Raw genomic sequence first — 19,773 nt, 5'->3', positions numbered from 1 at the left:
TAATTGCCGAATAAATAATAGTCTGCGGAAATAGCTCAGTCGATAGAGCACTAGCCTTCCAAGCTGGGGGTCGCGGGTTTGAGTCCCGTTTTCCGCTCTATGAATGAGGTAGTTACGAAAGTAGCTACCTTTTTTATTTTGTGGTTTTTCGTGGTTTGGGGGCATCTGTTTAAACCGAGGTTTAAACCAACTTTAGCCATGAACGCCTCTATTTCAGTGGTTTGTTACAAATCAAAAACACTTTCAAACGGAGAATACCCATTAATGTTCCGAATATCCAAAGACGACCTTTGTAAAAAATGAAAAAGGATTATAAACCGTAATCTGTTAAAAAAAATCATAGAGACGGCTGTAGGGTGTTTCTTGAAATACGGGTATGTAGCGTGGAGTACTCCTTTCGTCATCGTCTCCACAGCTTTCAGCAACCTTGTCCGTGCCAAAGGGAAATCGACAGAGGCACTGAACGGAATACTGATAGGTACCATACAGAATATCGTACTCAATCGCTTGTTTATCCTATGGCTCGGCTACAGGATTGCCGGTGCGGCATGGGCTACGGCCATCGGTTATACGGCAGCAACGCATATTACGTTATCTTGCTGACGGGTAAAGACTCCCACCTGACCATATCCATAGCCTGTTTCAATATGAGAAAAGAAACAGTGGGACCGTCTCAGGCAGTCATACGTCTGTCATGCTTCGCAGGATTGGGTATGGGCGTGATACTGACCTTGCTTTGCGGAGTATTTTCCGAAGAACTGATCAGTTGTGTCATTGATTCGGAAGGAATTCGGGAATATGGTACACCGCTCGTCCGGACGTTGCTGCTGTCGGGACCAGTGATGGGTATCCTGTTTATTTATATCAATACCTTGCAGGCGATCGGGGCGGAAGCGGCACAACCTGTAGCAGAATTCTTTCCCTCCTTCTGGCTGTTTGGCTGTTTTGGCGGACTGAAAAGAGAATGGGGAAAGCCCCCTCTTTTGTTTAACTTAAGATCTTTATCGGACATTACTTGTCATTATCTCATAGCGGTTTGGAAAGGGATAAGCTTCAGGGGTTCCGGCATTAACCTGAATGGCTGTTCAGCACTGTACCCTCAATGATCTGACATAAACGGACATACCGTCCTTCTTAGATCTCCGGTCAATCCTACCTGAAACGATTCGTCAAACACCATGAAAATAATTTCCCGGCAGAATACCGGAATAAATTTATCCGCAACCAGCGAAAAAATCAAGACATATAAGAAATCACCGGGGAGCGCAAAGCTCCATGCCATAAAAAAAATCCTCAAAAACAATTCCCCTATTTTTAGTATGAACCGGATACCTTCACATTCATTTCATCTCTTGTACTGGCGGACTTAATATCGACATGCATCTCGATATCTTTTATATTAACGGGCAATTCCAGAAATGAATACCCCGGATGACAGTGATAAGCAAACAGCCAGCGATTACCTTCAAAATCAGTTTCGTATAAAGACCGGTCTTCATATACCAAGTATTTAGATCGATTAAAATAATTCGATTCTTGCCCTCGAGGTATATCTATTTTCAAGAAAACCGACATGACTTAGGTAAGCTTCATCCATCAACTGTTTGGCATGTACAGGACATTGTTTTACACAAGCATTACACTTGATACAAATACCGGAAACCTCAGAAGGATGATCCTGCCGGATAGCCCCCATAGGACAAACTTTTGCACAACGTCTGCAATCGATGCACGCATCGGTCGTAACAGGTTTTGCTTTCAGGAAATTCACCACCTCTTCATCCCTTCCTTTGGGTTTATAATATCCACCGTAATCAGGAGCCCCTTGTCCCGGAATCTTTATTCCGGTAAATTCTCCTGGTTGCAATATTCTTCTCACGATCTCTGCCGAAAACTGTTCTGCCTTTTCCAGATCTTCCCGGTCGGGACGCCCGGTAGCCAACCGGGTCGTGAAAGAATGCTGACCGACAAAAGCCGCAGCAGCTATCGGATGAAACCCTCTATATCTTAAAATATCATACAGTTCGACGAGCGCATTCCCATAGGACCGATTCCCATAAACCACAACAGGTACCGCCCAGGCCCCATTACTCTGCCAGGTGGTCAAGTAGTTCAATAACAGATTCGGTAAACGGCCGGCGTAAACAGGCAGACCGACAATAGCCAACTCCGATTCCCGAATATCAGGCACTTTCTTCCGCCCCGACGGCAACGTAAAGTCTTTCACTTCCGTCACGACTTCCGGTAATAACGTAGTGATACATTTTACCAAATGGGTAATCACTGTTTTAGTTGTGCCTGTCGGACTAAAATAGACCGCATGTACTTTCTCTATTTTCATAAAGTATCGGATAAATAGTCTGTCAAAATCTTTCCCACCCGATCAATCCCGAACAAAGCTGCAATTTTATTCCGGTAAAACCAATAAATCATGTTTATTAATTTTGAATAATTTGCATATATCATCTAATTCCCCAATCTGCTTATCGCTATTATTCGTACCGATCAACTCCGGCACGATATTCCCTTCGACAGGGGCGCATTTGGATTTTTCACAGAAACAGGAAGTCGGGCAAAAGAGATAATCCATCTTGTTTTCATCATTGAAATAATCGGTTTGACATGTTTTCCGTTCAGAACAGGTTTTACTTCATTGCCTGTACAAGGATAAAAGCCCGATTTTAAAGAAATTCTAAAGGTTTTTCCCAAAATAACCGTTCAGCACAAAGTATTGCCTCCGTCCCTGTGGACTAACAAACATTCACAAAATATCATTTCCCTTATAAAATGATTTATATATCTTTGCCGTCACGTAAAAATTGCGTGGAGTTGCCGGATCGTTGTCTCGTCCGGCAATGAAAAGGGAATCAGGTGTAAATCCTGAACAGATCCACTGCTGTAAGTTTCATAACACTTTTCGGACGTGCTTTATCCACTGTTCCTCGTTTGGAATGGGAAGGAAACCGAAAAGGAAACAAGTCAGAAGACCTGCCACGTGATTCATTTGTTTAACGTTCAAAGGGAAGAAGAACATAAACGTCAGTAAATCATGCTATTCAAAAAAATTCTCTGTTTTTTCATATTTGCCGTAATAGCAGGGCTATTCACAGCCTGTGATTCCGCAGGAACGGATTATCCCTACGGGCCGGTAAGCCAAGGTAATATCGAAGCCCTTGTTCTCAATGAAGGGGGAATCAATCAGAATATGGGCGGTATCTCCGTTTTAAACAAAGACGGATCAGTCATTCCGGATATTTTCCGGGAAGTGAATCACCGACCGCTGGGTGATGTGGCCCAATCCATCACCAAGATCAACGGTAAATATTTTGTGACTTTGGACAACTCCAAAAAAATCGAGGTTATAGATCCCGAAACGTTCGGTTCCGTCGGTACAATCCTCTATACCCAAGCGGGATTTCCACGCCAGATCGTAGCCATTTCCCCGACAGAAGCTATCGTATCCGATCTGGAGAGACAACTGGTGCGTATCCGGACTGTGGAACCTTATGGCGAACCTCTGGAATATATCTCCATACCGCGATCGGTCGAATATCTGGTAACGGTAGATAATAAAATCTTCGGAATGACTACCGGCGGAATATATGTCTTCGATACCGACAATATCAGCAAAAAAGCTGTCCGGGTCATCCCGGAAGTAAAAAACGACGAAAATACCAAAACCTGCCGGATGCTGGTCGATAAATACCAAAGAGTATGGGCCTTGATGAACATCCGGGAGGGGAATCGAGTCTGCGGAATAGAATTGGTTTGTATCGACCCCCACCAAGAAAAAGTCGAGGTCTCTTATACCCTTCCCATCAGTGAAAAGGCAAATCCACAAGCAGGAGACGTAATCGGTACAATCACCTATAATCGCACGGATATCGATCCTACACTGAACTGGATTTATTTCAACGTCAAAACCTGTAAAAGTAACACGGCAGCAGGGATTACCTCTGTCCAAAGTGTTTACCGGATGAATATCGGCACAGGAGAATTCGAACACTACCTCGATCTTCCCGGAATCGATATGATGTATGGGTTTTCAGTCAGTCCGCAAGGAGAGGTCTATCTATGTGACTGTCTGGATTACAGTGCACAACGCGGTTATATCCGGAATTACAAAAAAGACGGTTCTATCCGGAATTTTCGAGTCGGTATCTATCCTAGCCAAGTGTATTTCCCCTAATTAGCCTAGCGATATGAACCTATACAAGAGTCTGATCTTCATTTTATACCTCGGCATATTCCTTGGGTCGGGATTCCGTACTCCTGCCCAATCCCGGGATTCGATCACCCTATACGGCACATTAGACACCGTGCAGGTCATCCGCCAACGTATACAACACGCCAACGAGGCAAACGCAGGAGCCCGGGTAACCCATATTTCTCCAGCCATTTTACAAGCCAACAAAACCCGCTCGCTGGCCGAACTCCTGACCGACCATACCTCTATTTACATCAAGAGTCTGGGAACAGGAGCATTATCGACAGCTTCTTTCCGTGGAACCAGCGCTTCCCAAACACGGGTAAACTGGAACGGGATCAATATCACACCTCCTTTATCGGGTACTTTCGATTTTTCACAGATCCCGGTCTTTTTTACAGATAACATCAACCTGTACTATGGCAGCAGCCATGTAAAAAACGGTACCGGAGCTATCGGAGGTAGTGTGAATTTATTCACAGACACCGATTGGAACCGAGGCGTAAATGGACGGGTACTGGCAGAGTATGGATCGTACAACACATATACCGTCGGTGGACAGGCGAATATAAGCGGTAATAAATCGGCCTCAAAGACACGGTTATATTATCAGCATTCCGACAACGACTATACCTATCTGAATAAAGTGCTGACCAATACTCCTTTCCGTGAAAAAAGGCAGGATGCCGCTTACTCTCAATTCGGAATTATGCAGGAAGGCTATTTCAGAGTATCTCCCTACACCCGCCTGACAGCTGTCGCCTGGTATCAGAAAAATCACCGTAACCTCCCCCAACCGCTCGGTGTAGTCAACCGCTCCCAGGAGGATCAGGAGGAAAATAATTTCCGGGGATATGCCGGACTGGATTTCAGCCGGGGTATCCATGAATTACATGTAAAGGCTGCCTGGCTGTATTTCTGCCAAACTTACGATATCCGGTATGACGGAGGTTTATTCGATCCCAAGGGAAACAAAAACCGCTCTAACACGGCACAGGTCGTGGCCGATTATACGTACTCCCCGACCGATAAGCTTATTCTCAACACGACGTTAACCTATTCTCACGACCTGATCCGGGTGAGTAGCTACATAGACATCGACTCATCGAAATATACGCTCGACGGTATCGATTTTGATATTCCTCAGGTGGAATCCCCTTTCAGCCACCACCGTAACATACTCTCCTGGCAAACTTCCGCTTTGTGGACGCCTATCCGGTGGATGATGATCAACGGACAATATATGTTCGAACATAACGACAATCGGAATGTATCCACCTGGTCGGCAGGAATAGTATTCAATCTATTGAAAAAAGAATTAAAATTGAAAGGAAGTACTGCTTATAATTATCGTTTCCCCAGTATGAACGACCTATATTGGCGCCCCGGCGGTAATCCGGATGTAAAGCCGGAAGAGGGGTATTCTTACGATGCTTCTATTTCTTACCGGAAGAGTATAAACAAACATCTCTTATTCGATGCCGAAGTTTCCGGTTATCTAATGAACATCGACAACTGGATCCTTTGGCTCCCCAAAGACGGAAACCAATGGGTGTGGACTCCGCAAAACAAACGAAACGTACGTTCCTATGGCGTGGAACTTTATGGAAAAACCACTTTCCACTACGGGGAACTCGTATCTTCTCTTTCGGGTAATTACAGCTGGTCACAATCCCGGACCCGCAAGAAACAACACGTAGACGACAACGCCTATATGCGGCAAATTCCATATGTACCGCGATTCAAGTGGAATCTGCGCTGGAATATCGATTATAAAGATGCTTTTTTCGTCTGGCAGATGACCTACACCGGCCGGCGTTTCATTACTACCGACGAATCATATGCCACGGATCCCTATTCCGTACATAACCTCTTGCTCGGTTACCGCTACTCCTTCCGGAATGGGACAAGCCTAACCCCTCAGATGCGGATAGATAACCTGTTCGATACCTACTATGAGTCGACCCAATATTATCCCATGCCTTTGCGTAATTGCTTGTTCTCGCTTTTATTCGAATTTTAATTGAATCATATAAATCCTTTAAATAAATAGAAACCATGAAAAAAATTAATTTTACGCTTTTAGTTTGCCTCCTGTTAGCAGGAATATTCGCATCATGTGACGATGACGACAAATATCCGGTTCCTCCCGAAGTATCTATCGAGAGTGTAAACGGAGTGTTCGCAATGCCTCAGGAAGACTCTATCGTACTGAAAGCGAAAGTAGAAAGTCCGCTGCCAACCACACTGAGCTGGTCCGTCAAAGGAAATGAAGTCTCTAAGGATACAGTATTTACTTTCAAAATGAACGAATTGGGGACCTACGATGTTAAATTAACCGCGACCAATGCCGATGGAGTGACTTCTGCCACAACATCCATCGAAGTGTACGGTAAATACAAATACGGTACTTTTGTTTTAAATGAAGGTTACCAGGCCGATCCTTCTACATTGATATTCATCAGCCCGAAAGGTATTCTCACGGACAGTGCCTATTACAAGGCAAACGGCAGCATGCTGAGCCTTCTTTCCCAAGACTTATTTATCGCCAACAACAAACTGTATATCATTTCACAAAAAAGCGGAGACGACGGTTATCTTATCGTTGCCAATGCAGAAACCCTGAAAAAAGAAGCCGGCTATAAGACCGAACTGGAAGATAAAGTAAGCAGTCCGACTCATGTTGCCGTACTGGGAGACGACGATATCTATCTGCGCGACAACGAAGGAATTAAGGTATTCCACCCATCCAGCGGCGAACTCTTTCTCATCGAGGGAGCTGAAAGGGCTAATAAGAATACCATGGCTGTAACGGAAGGGAAAATATTCGCTGCAGCAGGAAATAACGTCCTTGTGATCGAAAAAGGAAAAAACAAAATCTCCAAATCGATAGAATTCAATGATCCGGTCAGAGGAGTCGTCAAATCGTCGGACGGTAACTTGTGGGTATCCACTTCGGCCGGGGAAATCTCTAAGGTCGATGCCCAAAATTATACTATTATCAAAACCAATACTTTACCGGGAGATGCCATTAGCACTCAGTCGGCCTCATACACTTCTACTCCGTGTATTACAGCACAAGGAGATACTTTGTACATGAACGGCACAGGTACCAAAATCTATCGTCACATTTTTAGTAAAAACCAGACGGATCTGATGGTCGATGCGGCAAACATCGTGACAACAACTAGTGTTTACAATACCATAGCCGTCAATCCGGTTACAGGCGAAGTCTATCTGAATACAATCAAAGGGTGGGGTAACGACCGTCTGATCAACCACATCAGTGTATTCGATTTCAGCGAAACCGAACCGAAATTGAGCGCCAATTATAAGAATCATACCAATTATCCAGCCGGAACATTCTTTACTTATAATTTTCAATAAAAGAATTTTGTAAATGAAAAAATACTATTCTTTATTTCTATTCTGGAGTCTGCTTACAGGTCTATCGACCTCCTGTAGTGACGACAACAAAAAAGATCCGTATCTTCCTACTCCGCCTCAGGTTTCTATCGGAAATCCGAGTGGGCAAACCACCTGTTTACCGGGTGAAACGATCGAGTTAAAAGCGATTCTGAACAATCCGTTACAGACCACTTTCCAGTGGCAACTGAACAAAAAAACGGTTTCCACAGACTCAATCTATCGTTTCACCTCTCAGGACCCCGGTAGTTTTGAAATTATCCTGACCGCAACCAATCAAGACGGCAAGGATTCCGACACCTTATTTCTGAAGGTCAACGGTAATCGGTTCGCGATCTCCGATCTGAAAAATTGGACCGGTAACGGAGAAAACACCTCGGTCTTTGCCATTCAATGGGTTACAGGGGAGCATCTGCAAGAACCAGCAGACCAGGAAGTTTTTTTCATTGCCTGGGGATATCGTTGGAATAAAACGGAAACTTTTACAGGAATCGATATGCTCAAAGCTATTGCCAAGAACGATCCCCGCCTTTATGTCGCCTTATCAGGAAATTATATCAAAGGATTCGGTTATGACGGTAATAACGACGGTAAAATCGAACTGAAAAGTTCTACTTTACATCTGACACAAGCTGATTTTACAAACGGGCTCTACGAACTCTCCGAATACGATTCTGACGAATTGAAACCGTTAGATGCAGCCGATTATTGGATGGGATCGAACGATGCCTATACCACCTACTGGCTCGGTTCGGGCAATCAGGTGCCGACAGCTGCCGACTTTGAATATTCTCAGACATTTGTCGACAATCGCCAACTTGAAAATCTCTCCTGGGATGTATGGACACTTTCTCCCATCGATTACACGTCCATGGTCAATGTATCCCCCATCCCCCGATTGATCAAAGCTGCAGAAGCAAATAAATAAAAAGTTAAAACGGTGCCAACAGGTAAAAACTGATGCGCACCGTTTTCTTTTTATTCAAAAACCTTCCCGGTCATTTTTTCAATAATCCGGTCAAGTCCTCGAAAGAAGTCAGTATAGTAGACATTCCATTTTTTTCCCAACTCATTTCATGCGGGGAAGTAACCGTCAATACGGGTAAATTTTTTCTATCGGCATTTCCGGGCAGACCGGAATAGCCAAAACGATTCAGAGCATTGACACACCAATGCCAAAGGCAGGGATCGTCCGTCCTGACGACGACTTCCTGATAATCCTGTACGATGGGGAAATAGCCCCCACGTCCCCGGTCAAAACATATTTTCCGGTGATCGAACAAACAGTCCAGTCCATCGTTAAAGACTATATCCTCCGTAACGCCACACTGCAATCCTTTTCCGGGCGCGAGCAACCACAGCCGGTCGGCCTGGATCAGTGCCTGGTCGATATCGTGGGTAGACAGCAGAATGGTCTTATGTTGTTCGCGGGCAATGGTATGCAATAAAGTCATGATCTCGATACGGCTTACCACATCCAGGAAAGCTGTGGGTTCATCGAGCAAAATCAACGGACATTCCTGCACCAATGCTTTGGCGATCATCACTTTCTGCCGTTCCCCGTCCGACAATTCGGCCACGTAATTTGCAGCTTTATGGGATATTCCCACTGCCGTAAGAGCCTCTTCGACGAGCTTATGATCTTCCCGGTTCAAACGGCCCCAGAATCCGGTATGGGGCTGACGCCCCAAGCTTACCAGTTCATATACGGTCAATCCGCCGGCCTGTGTCTTATCGGTCAGTACGACGCCGATCTTGCGCGATTTTTCCCGTTCGGAATAATCCCTCAGCGGACGTCCTTCAAGCCATAATTCACCTTCCAAAGGCAATTGAAAAGCCGAAAGAGTACGCAACAGAGTAGATTTGCCTGCCCCGTTAGGACCTAACAGACAAGTCAACTCTCCCGCCCACAAATCGAAAGACAGATCCCGGTGTACCACTGTAGAACCGTTCTTACCATGAGAGTAGCCGATAGCCAATTGACGGGCTGCAATTACAGGTAAAGTCTCCATAGTCAATTGAAATATTGAATTTTACGCTGTTTGACCAGAATATAGATAATGACGGGAGCACCCAAAACGGGAGTGATGGCGTTCAATGGCAAAATCCCCGTTTCGCCGGGTAATACACTGATCAGATTACACAACAGGGCTACCGCCCCTCCCAGCAATAAGGTCACAGGCATCAGGGAATTGTGGTTCGAAGTACCCAGCATCAAGCGGGCAATATGCGGCACGGCCAATCCGATAAAAGCGATAGGCCCGCAAAAGGCGGTTGTTATTGCCGTCAGCATACCGGTCGCAATCAATAACAGATTGCGGGTAAGCCGCACATTCACACCCAGATTTTCAGCATACCGGTTTCCCAACAATAAGGCATTCAAAGGTTTGATCAACATGACCGATAAAACCAAACCGGCGGTAATCGAAACGATAAATACAGGCAATTGCCCGGAAGACACTCCGCTGAAATTTCCCAATCCCCAGATCATATAAGAATGTACTCCTTCGGCCGTAGAGAAAAAATTCAATAATGAAATCACCGAGGAGGTGATGTATCCGATCATGATCCCAATAATAAGTAGCATCAAATTATTCTTTGTAAAAGCAGAAAAGAACAGCAAGATTCCCATGACGATCATAGCCCCGGCAAAAGCTCCGGCCAATACCGCCAGAAAACCGGATATACTGAAAACCCCGGCAGTAATACTTCCTCCACCGAGCAACATCACCAAGGCCACGCCCAGGCTGGCCCCGGTATTGATCCCCAATATCGAAGGTCCTGCCAGCGGATTACTGAAAACGGTTTGCAACATCAACCCCGAGACAGCCAAGGCTGCTCCACACAGCAAAGCAGTTATCCCTTGCGGAATACGCGATTCCAGCAAAATGAACCGCCAGCTCTCCCGTTCTACGGCATGTCCGCACAAAATATCCCATACTGCGCCTGCAGGAATACGTACCGAGCCTACCCATAAGTTCGCCGCGAACAACAGAAGGATCGATACGATCAAACCGATACTATATTTCCATCCGGATGGTAAAGATTTCATTTTTCCAATCTTTTAAAATAACGGCACTCTCCTGCCGGTAACACTCCCGGGTGAAAAATCCGGATCAGATCTTCCAACAGCCGTTCGGGATGAAAAGGGGTCTCTGTATAAAAAGGTACCTGTCCCGAATTACATCCATACACCTGCCCGGTTTGAAAGGCCCGGAAACCGGCATATGAAGCGTAGTCGGACTTTAATTCGGTCAGGGTTTTATCTTGTTGCCGGTTGTATTTGAATAACCAAAAATCGGCATCCTGCCCTCGGTCAAATACCGTTTCAAAAGACAAAGGAATCGAACCGCTATGTTCGTCCTCCGCCCACATATAAGTAGCCCCGGCATCCTGATACAACCGTCCGGTCGTGCTTTTTCCTCCGGGTACATACCAGGCGGAACCGCTTTTCAATTCAGATATCACCGTCGGCCGCTGATTTACAGACTTGACCAAATCACACAGCTGTAAATAATCCGCACGGACAGCAGTGAATAACGAATCAGCCTGCCGCCGTTTCCCGAAAAGCAAACCGAAAAAACGCATCCATTCAGACCGCCCCAAAGGAGAGGTCTCCATATAATCGGCACATTCGATAATCGGTATCCCTAATTTTTCAATCCGGCCATAACCTCCACTATTTTCAAAAGGGGAGAGCAGGATAGCATCAGGATGAAAGTCGATTATTTTTTCAATATCCGGATTCATAGTATTTCCGGCGTCGACCATTCGCCCGGAAGCACAACGATTTTGTATTTCAGGTATTTCGATATATTGCAGATCACATATTCCACCAATCCGATCGATTGCCCCCAGTTCGGACAGAAGCCCGCAATGTACCGAAGAATATACCAATGCTTTTTCCACCGGCGTCCGGACCAAGGTCCCTTCAGGCAATCCTTCCGGCAATTCAGTTTCCCGGCCGACCAAAACATAGGTATGTAAAATCCGGGCCGTATCCCAAGGGTTTTGTACCCGCACCAATATATAATGTTCACTCGAATCTATCCGAATCCGCCCGGCATATTCCATCCGGAGCGCGGACAAAGCATCTCCTGCAGAAGCCGAATGCCTACTTTTACAACCTACACCAAGAGCCAACAACAGCCCCAGCAACCAAAACCGCATCAATCTATCCATATCTCAATGATCAAATCCATCCCGGGACAATACTCCCCGGGTATAATAATGTTTCACTTCACGCATTTCTGTCACGAGGTCAGCCAAAGCCAGCAAAGCTTCGGAAGCATAACGCCCGGTAATCACCACCTCTGTCCCTGTGTCACGCAGCCCGATGACTTCCAGTATTTCTTTATCGGAGAGCAAACCAAAATACACAGCTATAGTCAGTTCGTCCAGGATGACCAGGTCCCATTCACCCGAAGCCAGTATTGCCGCACATTCCCGGAGTCCTTCCTGGACAAGGCGTACGTCTTCGTCTTCGGGCCGGTGATCAAGGAAACATCCTCTTCCAAACTGCCGGACCGCCAACCGCCCGGGGAAACAGGCTTCCAGCCGGGTTTCGTTATATTTCATGCTTTTGACAAACTGCCCGATAAACACCCGTTTACCAGCACATAAAGCACGTACCGCCAAACCGAATGCAGCCGTTGTCTTACCTTTACCGTTTCCGGTATAAACCTGAAGGTATCCCTTTGTTTCCATTGAAGCGTAAAAGTACAAAAAATGCCTTTCCTTACAAAATACGAAAAACCCCCTGCCAACTAAAAGCTGCAGGGAGCCGTCCGATGTAAAGTATTTCCCTCAATTTCGTTCCAATTCTCCGTTTTTAGCCTGTTCGAAAGTCGGATTATAAGCATTATGCCCGACAACCCAAGAAGTATCATCCGTCAATCCCCCGATTGCTTTTTCCAATCCTTTAAAAGATACCAGGCCTAACTGGTACTCGATATTGATCACTCCGACATTTTCCAGGGCTCTAAAACAATCCAGATTAGTCAGGACATTATTACACCAACTATCCTGATTTTTACTGTAAGTAGTCAGCACCAATATCCCGACTTTTTTCAAAACGGGAGTATAGATTTCCTGTAACATGCTCACTAAAGATCCATTCACATAGCTGGTTTTGATATTCAATTCACCCGTCACCTCCTCCAAGGCCGGAAAACGAAGGGCATCACAGACTCCGGTATAGGTCATGTTATTCACTATCCTTAAAACCGGAAATTCCGTCGGCTGTACTTTTTGTCCGAATCCTTCGGAAAGGGTCAATTTTCCGCTAATCTCTGTCAAATCAGGAAAACGAAGCACACCCAGGCTGGCACCATATGCCTGACTCACCGACAAAGTCCCTATTTTCTTTAATCCGGGGAAGTTGTATTCTACCCGTCCGGTAATAGTTGCAGGCATATTACTTACCGATACATTCTGCACCTCTTCGATTCCTGAAAAAGAAATTCCGGGAATCCCGTTAATGGTCAGATTCGTATTCAAGGTTTTACTGCCCTTTAACGTCAAAGCATTTTTTCCGGTAATCTGCAGGGCATCTACTTCAAGGCCGGTCAGATCCAAGGAAGTCAAGGCATCCAAATTGTTTAAAATACAATTGTTCAAATGCATTCCCTTGAACTGGGCCAGCAAAGAAATATCCTGCAATTTTTTCAGTCCAATGAGCGAACATTGTGATCCGATGGATTTCAATACGGGGAAAGCGTCAATCGAAGTAACCTCATTCAAATTACTCAGACTCATCGAACCACCGATAGAGGTCAGGGCATCGAATCCCTTTAATTCGCTGACTGCCAAACCGGACAGGGTGAAATTACCACCGACTGTTGTCAGATTCGGAAAACCGTCGAAAACCGTCAATGCACTCATCGAGGAGAAATCAAATTTTCCATCCACTTCCTTCAATGCTCTCAATGAGCTTACCTCTGTTATTGCCATTCTGGTTAAAACAAAATCACCTTTCACTCGCGTCAATGCAGGCAAATTCAACTCTTGTATCTTATCAGATGCATCGATACAGAATCCTCGCAGACCGACTTCTGTCAAAGACTCCAAACTGACTTTTTCCAAATTTTGAATGTAATAAATTTTAAATCCACCGAGTGATTTTACTGAAGGAAAATTCATTTCTTTTACTTGATGCGTCCACCACAATTCAAAATAATCGGCGACTTGCTCCAATTGGGTGAAGTTCAAAGTTTCAACAGCATTCATCTGCTCCAATTTAATAGCAGTCGCCGATTTTAATTCCGGGAAAGCTAACTCTTTCACCCTATAAACATTACTCAATGCTAATTGATTTCCAATCAAACTTAATTTCGGAAAGCTCAACTTTTCCGGAGCATTCAAGACACCGTTCACTTTCATGGATAAATTTTCTCCGATAACCGATAAGGCCGAAAAATCTATATCTTTCACATCTTTAATCTGAATCGACAAATTTCTTCCTACCTTTTCCAATGCAGGCAAACTCAACGTTTCAACGGTATCAGCTCTGAAAGTCAATTCTGAAGCTACTTTTTTCAAATTTGGCAATTCAATCTCCCGTATCCACCGAAGTCCAATGGTTGCATTCTGTATTACACGTCCCATCACCAATCCTCCAACCTGTTCCAAATTTTCCAAACCGGCAAATGAAGTTCCGGCATAAGTCGGATTTATGGTCACCGTTCCGACAACCTCTTTTAGTGAGGCCAAAGCTGCCAAAGAAGTAAGGGAGTCTTCCTTCACAGTTCCTTCTTCTTTACCGATAACCAAATTTCCATTGACTTTATTGATCCCCTGAGCAGCAAAGGCTTCCAAATCTTCAACCGAAGTCAGACGAACATCTCCTTCGCTACCCGTCAAGGTTCTCCGTACTATATACTTGTAAACACGCTGAGTATTATTGTAAGCAGTTACTGTAAAATTTTGTAACTTTCCCCAATCCTCAACTTCACCAGGATCCGGAGATATCCGGGCATTTTCACTACACAAAATCTCCATTATCGCCCCCTCAAGAGAAAGATTTTCAGGGATACTCAAAATCAGACTATCTCCCTTAATTATCCCGGCATAGGAATCTCCCTGCTGAACCAGTCGGAATGAGGTGATGTAGTTTTCATTTCCGGAAAACAGGCTGTCATCGTCCTCGCAACTCGTCAGCGAAACAATAATGCCAAGCAACACAATATATATTAAATTATTTATCTTCATAGGTTTATCATTTTTTACATTTACAACTTTTTCAGCTGATTAATCTCACAGTTGAAAAACAGGCTTCATCTGTTACTCCTGAATAGCAGGTTTTATCCATTGCTGGTCTTCTACCAATTGCTTGTAAGTCGGATTGTACAAATTATTTTCCACACTCCATTTCTCTTCGGGACAGGTCAGGATGGCCTTTTTAATTGCCTCGTAAGAAGCTAGTTTCCCATGATCATGAATCCGGATTCCCCCCACTTTTTCCAAGCTGGACAAGAAATCCAGATTTTCCAGAGTTTGATTCAAATAACCGGTATTCTCATTATCTCCCCAGGGAGTTGGTCCGATCGGGCGCAGTTCCAATGTCCCCCCAACCTGCTTCAAAGCCGGATACAAGACCACGGCCGGTCCCCTCGATCCATAATAGTCATATCCGGTCTGAAACATCATATCCTCCCCGACCGTCGCCAGATTCGGAAAAGTCTTTTCATCATAATAGTCGATACTTATGATTGCCTTCCCTCCGATAGACTTCAATTCGGGGAAATGGTATTCCTTGATATTGGAATATAATTCAAAATTACCGGTTACTTCTTCCAGTGCAGGAAATTCGACGGCCTTTACATTGGAATTGGCCCAGTAAGAGAAATCCCCGTTAATTTTACGGATATTACCGATTTCAATGCTCCCTCCGTTCAGGCCAAGATAACCGATATTCAGTTTTCCCACTTCCCGGAAACCTTCTAATTTCGGGAAATATCCCGAAAGGTTATCCAAACTGATTTTACCTTTAAAAATATCGTCACCGATCACCGTCGTATTTTCCAATCCGGTACCGCTGAATCGCAATTCCTCGATTTCTATTCCCTGGATATCCAGGCGTTCTATACCTTTCGATACTACAAACACCTTCAAATTTTTCAAACCGGCAGGCAACTTCAAATATTCTGCCGTACAGTTCAATGACAGCTTCCCTCCGATTTTTTCCAAAGCCCCTAATTTTTCAGTATCCAGTCCTAAAAGTGTGACGTTTAAATCTTCGATTTTTTTGTGGATTTCCACAAGAGGAATAATTGACCGATGACAATTAACAATTGACAATGATTGGAAGCTTTACTTCCATCAAAAAACAGCTGAAAAAAAGGGAAATGAGTAGGGAAATTGAATGTTGAATGATTGATAATCAATATGATGTAAATATTTCCTAAAGTATGTTGTTTTACAGTAAACTGGTATTTGTCAATAGTCAATTAACAAACGTCCTGTAAGGGGCATCACTTTGTAAACTTTATGAAATTTCGACTAATTTAATCGAACGTTTTTCCATCGACATCCAATAGAATAATTCCAATTAAAAATCAGTACAACCGGCATTCTAATCCCAGAGAACACCAAGTTTCTGATCTTGGCAGGTCTTCTGACTTGCTTTATCTCCGGACGTCCTTCCCGTTCATGTAAAACAGTGGCGTGAGTAATGTCCAAAGACTTTAAAAAGCTTACAGCAGCGGGTCTGTTCAGGATTCACACCTGATTCCCTTTTCACCGCTCCGTTACGAAAATAACGAGCAGCACCAAAATCGACGGTAAAAGTACAAAAAAAGAGAGATGAAAGTTTATTTTAAGTAATTTTTTAAATCATTTTTAATATAAGGCGTAAAAATATACTGGGACAATCTTTACCAGCCGATTATTTCAAAAATACGAGCTTTGACATTTAAGATGCAATCAATTTGATTTATCAGTGCCAAGATATTGATTTACTCTTAAATACTCTTTCCTCTTGCTACCGTCACCAATAGAAAAGGAAAGAGTATAATTGAACAAACACCCGGTTCATTTCCGATTTTTACTTCCGGAGTTTTTCTGTCAATATGGGGACAATTTTATGTACATCTCCAACAATCCCCAAATCTGCTGCATTGAAGATCGGAGCATATTTGTCTTTATTGATAGCAATGATGTATTCTGATTCTTCCATACCGGCAAGGTGCTGAATAGCCCCTGAAATCCCCAGGGCAAAATACAGATCCGGCCGGACCGTCTTTCCGGTTTGCCCCACTTGGCGTTCGTGGGGCATAACCCCGGCATCGACCATTGCCCGCGATGAAGATACTTCGGCATTCAATGTTTCCGCTAAACGACCCAGCATGACAAAACCAGCCGTACTGCCGACACCACGCCCACCTGACACCAGCACTTTAGCTTCCGTTATGTCGATCCGGGTTTTCTGTTCTTTCACCGTTTTCAGAATTTTAACTCTGAATTTCGACGGGTCGAAACTGACTTTCATATTTTCAATCGTCCCCCGCCGTGCCGGATCTTTGGGTTTTGTACGCATCACTCCCGGCCGGACAGTAGACATTTGCGGACGATGTTCTTTACAAATGATCGTAGCCATCAGGTTACCACCGAAAGCCGGACGGGTCATCAGCAAATCATTTTCGGGCGAAATGTCCAGGCCTGTACAGTCGGCCGTGAGGCCGGTAGTCAGCCGGGCAGATAATCGGGGGCCCAGATCGCGGCCGATAGTCGTGGCTCCGATCAATACGATGGCCGGATGACGTTCACGGATAAATTGGCTGACAGCTTGTGCATAAGGCTCGGTATTGTACTCTGCCAATTCACGTTCGTCCACACACACGACAATGTCGGCACCATAAGCAATCAGCTCCTGAGCCTGGTCTTTCATATCATAACCGAGCAATAAGGCGATCACTTTCTCATTCAAGGTATCGGCAAGTTCCCGGGCTTTACCCAGCAGTTCCAATGCCACTTTTTGTATGATACCTTCGCGTTGTTCTACAAACACGCAGACGTCTTTATATTGGGATTTATCCATTGTATTCAAATTAACAATGAACGGTAAACGGAAGCAGACCTCAGCCAATGGCCGGAAAAAAAGTATATGTTCAAGGTATAAAAACTTAAGGTTTACCACAGTCTGTGGTCTGCAATCCGTTGCTACCTGTTCATCAGATTATAAATTTTTCTTTCAATTTCTCTACGATTATATCGGCAGCTTCGGCAGGTTCCACTTCAAACACCTTTCCGGCTGCTTTTGCTCCTTTGGTAAATGATTTCCATACGCGGGTGGGCGATCCTTTCAAGCCTAGTTTTTCTTCTTCTACACTGATATGTTCAAAGCCCCACACTTCAACTTCTTTGTTATAAGCCTCCACAATTCCCCGGACCGACATATAACGGGCTTTATTAGCCGTTGCCAGCACCGTCACCACGCAAGGCGCATCTACCTGTACCAGCTGAAAACCGTCTTCTGTGGACTTCCGGATCGTAAATGTCCTGCTCCCGTCAAATTCCAGGTTTTCAACATAAGTCACCTGAGGTAAATCCAAATGTTCGGCAATCTGTGGTCCTACCTGAGCGGTATCCCCGTCGATGGCTTGCCGGCCGGTGATTACCAGGTCAAAATCCAACACGCGCAAAGCGCCGGCAATCGCATTCGACGTAGCGAGAGTATCGGCACCGGCAAATTTCCGGTCGTTCAAATGAATAGCACGGTCAGCTCCCATAGCAAAAGCCTCACGCAAAATATCATCGGCCTGAGGAGGCCCCATGGTTATTACCGTGACTTCCGCCCCATATTTATCTTTTAATTGTAAAGCCATTTCCAGTCCCCCTTTATCGTCGGGATTCATAATGCTGGGCACCCCATCCCGGATCATCGTCCCCGTAGCGGGGTCCAATTTGATCTCTGTTGTATCCGGCACCTGTTTGATACATACTACTATTTTCATACGTTTATCATTTTTTCATTTATCGATTATCTTTTCTCCACTCTTATTTGAGTAATGCAGCTGCAATCACCATCCGTTGTACTTCAGACGTTCCTTCATAGATTTCTGTAATCTTGGCGTCCCGCATCATTCGTTCCACCGGATATTCACGGGTATAACCGTAGCCTCCATGGAATTGTACTGCTTTGGTCGTCACCTCCATCGCTGTTTCGGCTGCAAACAATTTAGCCTGTGCAGAGTCAGCAGAATAAGGTTGTTTCATATCCTTTTTCCAAGCTGCTTTACGCACCAGCAGACGGGCAGCCTGAATCCTGGTCTGCAAATCGGCCAATTGGAATTGAGTATTCTGAAACTGTCCGATGGACCGTCCGAATTGTTTCCGTTCTTTTACATACTTCACCGTTTCATCCATAGCCCCCTGAGCAATACCCAAGGCCTGTGAAGCGATTCCCATACGTCCGCCGTCGAGTGTTTTCATTGCAATCCTGAAGCCTTCCCCCACTTTTCCCAACAGATTTTCTTTCGGGACGATACAATTTTCAAAAATCAACTCACAGGTTGCGGATCCCCGGATGCCCATTTTTTTCTCTTTTTTACCGATAGAGAATCCCGGAAAATCACGTTCTACGATAAAGGCCGAAATCCCCCGCGTCCCCTGTGCCTTATCGGTCATGGCCATGACAATGTAAACGTGTGCATAAGCAGCATTGGTAATAAAAATTTTGGAGCCGTTGAGCACATAATGCTCCCCTTCCTTCACAGCCATCGTTTGCTGTGCCGAAGCGTCCGTGCCTGCATTCGGTTCGGTCAGTCCGAAAGCTCCGATCCATTCGCCGGAACACAAGCGGGGCAAATATTTACGGCGTTGTTCTTCATTGCCGAACTCATAAATCGGAGAAGCGCACAAAGAAGTGTGTGCAGAAACAATAACCCCTGTAGTAGCACATACCCGTGACAATTCTTCGACAGCCATCGAATAGAGTTGGTTGTTGCCACCTGCCCCGCCATACTCTTTGGGGAATGGGATGCCCATCATTCCCAAAGCAGCCATTTTCTTTACCGTTTCTTCCGGAAAACGTTCTTCCTCGTCGACAGCTGCTGCCAACGGTTTCACTTCTTTTTCTGCAAATTCCCGGATCATTTGCAAGAATAAATTTTCTGTTTTTGATGTTGAAAAATCCATATAAA

Annotated in this window: 17 protein-coding genes, 1 tRNA gene, 1 pseudogene and 2 riboswitches; of the genes and pseudogenes, 8 read left to right on the top strand and 11 right to left on the bottom strand. The window is 44.8% G+C overall.

Annotated features, from left to right (window positions below; genetic code table 11):
• The first annotated feature begins 24 nt into the window (after positions 1-24).
• The 4 genes and pseudogenes from AC5RDS_RS10460 (at position 25) to AC5RDS_RS10445 (ending at position 1,106) form a co-directional block, all read left to right on the top strand.
• Positions 25-97, top strand: a tRNA-Gly gene (locus AC5RDS_RS10460).
• A gap of 101 nt (positions 98-198) precedes the next feature.
• A pseudogene (locus AC5RDS_RS10455) lies at positions 199-285 on the top strand (Arm DNA-binding domain-containing protein); the annotation flags it as partial.
• Between the two features lie 78 nt (positions 286-363).
• Positions 364-603, top strand: coding sequence for a polysaccharide biosynthesis C-terminal domain-containing protein (locus AC5RDS_RS10450; RefSeq protein ID WP_041556680.1), 240 nt, complete (start codon positions 364-366; stop codon positions 601-603).
• Between the two features lie 44 nt (positions 604-647).
• On the top strand, positions 648-1,106 hold the full coding sequence (locus AC5RDS_RS10445) for an MATE family efflux transporter (RefSeq protein WP_095074686.1): 459 nt from the start codon (positions 648-650) through the stop codon (positions 1,104-1,106).
• A gap of 413 nt (positions 1,107-1,519) precedes the next feature.
• Here AC5RDS_RS10445 and AC5RDS_RS10440 read toward each other — a convergent pair whose 3' ends face one another.
• Positions 1,520-2,341 carry an EFR1 family ferrodoxin gene (locus AC5RDS_RS10440; RefSeq protein WP_172719845.1) on the bottom strand — a complete coding sequence of 274 codons (822 nt, stop codon included), beginning with the start codon at positions 2,339-2,341 and terminating at the stop codon, positions 1,520-1,522.
• Positions 2,342-2,407: 66 nt separating this feature from the next.
• Positions 2,408-2,590, bottom strand: a complete 183-nt coding sequence (locus AC5RDS_RS10435) for a hypothetical protein (protein ID WP_087381478.1) — start codon at positions 2,588-2,590, stop codon at positions 2,408-2,410.
• Between the two features lie 219 nt (positions 2,591-2,809).
• Positions 2,810-3,010: riboswitch (cobalamin riboswitch) on the top strand.
• Positions 3,011-3,049: 39 nt separating this feature from the next.
• Between AC5RDS_RS10435 and AC5RDS_RS10430 the strand changes: the two genes are divergently transcribed.
• Genes AC5RDS_RS10430 through AC5RDS_RS10415 form a run of 4 tightly spaced genes read left to right on the top strand, consistent with a single transcriptional unit; the run spans position 3,050 to position 8,561 of the window.
• A complete protein-coding gene (locus AC5RDS_RS10430) occupies positions 3,050-4,189 on the top strand; it encodes a DUF5074 domain-containing protein (protein ID WP_022159324.1) in 1,140 nt (379 codons plus the stop codon).
• A 13-nt stretch (positions 4,190-4,202) separates the two neighbouring features.
• Positions 4,203-6,230 (top strand): TonB-dependent receptor plug domain-containing protein, encoded by a 2,028-nt coding sequence (locus tag AC5RDS_RS10425; RefSeq protein WP_013612242.1) that lies wholly within the window; start codon positions 4,203-4,205, stop codon positions 6,228-6,230.
• Between the two features lie 35 nt (positions 6,231-6,265).
• Positions 6,266-7,594: a DUF5074 domain-containing protein gene (locus tag AC5RDS_RS10420; RefSeq protein ID WP_175315290.1), complete on the top strand. Its 1,329-nt coding sequence runs from the start codon at positions 6,266-6,268 to the stop codon at positions 7,592-7,594.
• A gap of 13 nt (positions 7,595-7,607) precedes the next feature.
• Positions 7,608-8,561, top strand: a complete 954-nt coding sequence (locus tag AC5RDS_RS10415) for a PKD-like domain-containing protein (RefSeq protein ID WP_013612244.1) — start codon at positions 7,608-7,610, stop codon at positions 8,559-8,561.
• Positions 8,562-8,631: 70 nt separating this feature from the next.
• Here the strand turns inward: AC5RDS_RS10415 and AC5RDS_RS10410 are convergent, their stop codons facing one another.
• The 9 genes from AC5RDS_RS10410 to AC5RDS_RS10370 form a co-directional block, all read right to left on the bottom strand.
• On the bottom strand, positions 8,632-9,645 hold the full coding sequence (locus AC5RDS_RS10410; protein ID WP_013612245.1) for an ABC transporter ATP-binding protein: 1,014 nt from the start codon (positions 9,643-9,645) through the stop codon (positions 8,632-8,634).
• Between the two features lie 2 nt (positions 9,646-9,647).
• The gene (locus AC5RDS_RS10405) at positions 9,648-10,685 is read right to left on the bottom strand and encodes a FecCD family ABC transporter permease (protein WP_013612246.1); all 1,038 of its coding nucleotides are present in this window, start codon (positions 10,683-10,685) and stop codon (positions 9,648-9,650) included.
• On the bottom strand, positions 10,682-11,815 hold the full coding sequence (locus tag AC5RDS_RS10400; RefSeq protein ID WP_195328964.1) for an ABC transporter substrate-binding protein: 1,134 nt from the start codon (positions 11,813-11,815) through the stop codon (positions 10,682-10,684). Before AC5RDS_RS10400 ends, AC5RDS_RS10405 begins: the two co-directional genes overlap by 4 nt.
• A 3-nt stretch (positions 11,816-11,818) precedes the next feature.
• Positions 11,819-12,340, bottom strand: a complete 522-nt coding sequence (locus AC5RDS_RS10395) for a cob(I)yrinic acid a,c-diamide adenosyltransferase (protein ID WP_013612248.1) — start codon at positions 12,338-12,340, stop codon at positions 11,819-11,821.
• A gap of 99 nt (positions 12,341-12,439) precedes the next feature.
• Positions 12,440-14,842: a DUF5018 domain-containing protein gene (locus AC5RDS_RS10390; RefSeq protein ID WP_087394847.1), complete on the bottom strand. Its 2,403-nt coding sequence runs from the start codon at positions 14,840-14,842 to the stop codon at positions 12,440-12,442.
• Between the two features lie 72 nt (positions 14,843-14,914).
• On the bottom strand, positions 14,915-15,892 hold the full coding sequence (locus AC5RDS_RS10385; RefSeq protein ID WP_041556686.1) for a hypothetical protein: 978 nt from the start codon (positions 15,890-15,892) through the stop codon (positions 14,915-14,917).
• A 328-nt stretch (positions 15,893-16,220) separates the two neighbouring features.
• Positions 16,221-16,421, bottom strand: a riboswitch (cobalamin riboswitch).
• 255 nt (positions 16,422-16,676) lie between these two features.
• A complete protein-coding gene (locus tag AC5RDS_RS10380; RefSeq protein WP_013612251.1) occupies positions 16,677-17,669 on the bottom strand; it encodes an electron transfer flavoprotein subunit alpha/FixB family protein in 993 nt (330 codons plus the stop codon).
• Between the two features lie 133 nt (positions 17,670-17,802).
• Entirely contained in the window at positions 17,803-18,585 is a 783-nt protein-coding gene (locus AC5RDS_RS10375) for an electron transfer flavoprotein subunit beta/FixA family protein (RefSeq protein ID WP_013612252.1), read from the bottom strand.
• Between the two features lie 43 nt (positions 18,586-18,628).
• Positions 18,629-19,768, bottom strand: a complete 1,140-nt coding sequence (locus AC5RDS_RS10370) for an acyl-CoA dehydrogenase (protein WP_013612253.1) — start codon at positions 19,766-19,768, stop codon at positions 18,629-18,631.
• Between the last annotated feature and the right edge of the window lie 5 nt (positions 19,769-19,773).

It is taken from the genome of Odoribacter sp., from assembly GCF_985060555.1.
The sequence above is the reverse complement of the archived record's forward strand: the minus strand, read 5'-3'. Positions and strand labels throughout refer to the sequence as shown.

Excerpts from the sequence above, each read along its gene's own strand:
- AC5RDS_RS10375 (WP_013612252.1), bottom strand. The coding sequence starts at position 18,585 with ATGAAAATAGTAGTATGTATCAAACAGGTGCCGGATACAACAGAGATC.
- AC5RDS_RS10445 (WP_095074686.1), top strand. The coding sequence starts at position 648 with ATGAGAAAAGAAACAGTGGGACCGTCTCAGGCAGTCATACGTCTGTCA.
- AC5RDS_RS10370 (WP_013612253.1), bottom strand. The coding sequence starts at position 19,768 with ATGGATTTTTCAACATCAAAAACAGAAAATTTATTCTTGCAAATGATC.
- AC5RDS_RS10405 (WP_013612246.1), bottom strand. The coding sequence starts at position 10,685 with ATGAAATCTTTACCATCCGGATGGAAATATAGTATCGGTTTGATCGTA.
- AC5RDS_RS10415 (WP_013612244.1), top strand. The coding sequence starts at position 7,608 with ATGAAAAAATACTATTCTTTATTTCTATTCTGGAGTCTGCTTACAGGT.
- AC5RDS_RS10390 (WP_087394847.1), bottom strand. The coding sequence starts at position 14,842 with ATGAAGATAAATAATTTAATATATATTGTGTTGCTTGGCATTATTGTT.
- AC5RDS_RS10435 (WP_087381478.1), bottom strand. The coding sequence starts at position 2,590 with ATGGATTATCTCTTTTGCCCGACTTCCTGTTTCTGTGAAAAATCCAAA.
- AC5RDS_RS10425 (WP_013612242.1), top strand. The coding sequence starts at position 4,203 with ATGAACCTATACAAGAGTCTGATCTTCATTTTATACCTCGGCATATTC.
- AC5RDS_RS10380 (WP_013612251.1), bottom strand. The coding sequence starts at position 17,669 with ATGGATAAATCCCAATATAAAGACGTCTGCGTGTTTGTAGAACAACGC.
- AC5RDS_RS10395 (WP_013612248.1), bottom strand. The coding sequence starts at position 12,340 with ATGGAAACAAAGGGATACCTTCAGGTTTATACCGGAAACGGTAAAGGT.
- AC5RDS_RS10410 (WP_013612245.1), bottom strand. The coding sequence starts at position 9,645 with ATGGAGACTTTACCTGTAATTGCAGCCCGTCAATTGGCTATCGGCTAC.
- AC5RDS_RS10420 (WP_175315290.1), top strand. The coding sequence starts at position 6,266 with ATGAAAAAAATTAATTTTACGCTTTTAGTTTGCCTCCTGTTAGCAGGA.
- AC5RDS_RS10440 (WP_172719845.1), bottom strand. The coding sequence starts at position 2,341 with ATGAAAATAGAGAAAGTACATGCGGTCTATTTTAGTCCGACAGGCACA.
- AC5RDS_RS10400 (WP_195328964.1), bottom strand. The coding sequence starts at position 11,815 with ATGGATAGATTGATGCGGTTTTGGTTGCTGGGGCTGTTGTTGGCTCTT.
- AC5RDS_RS10430 (WP_022159324.1), top strand. The coding sequence starts at position 3,050 with ATGCTATTCAAAAAAATTCTCTGTTTTTTCATATTTGCCGTAATAGCA.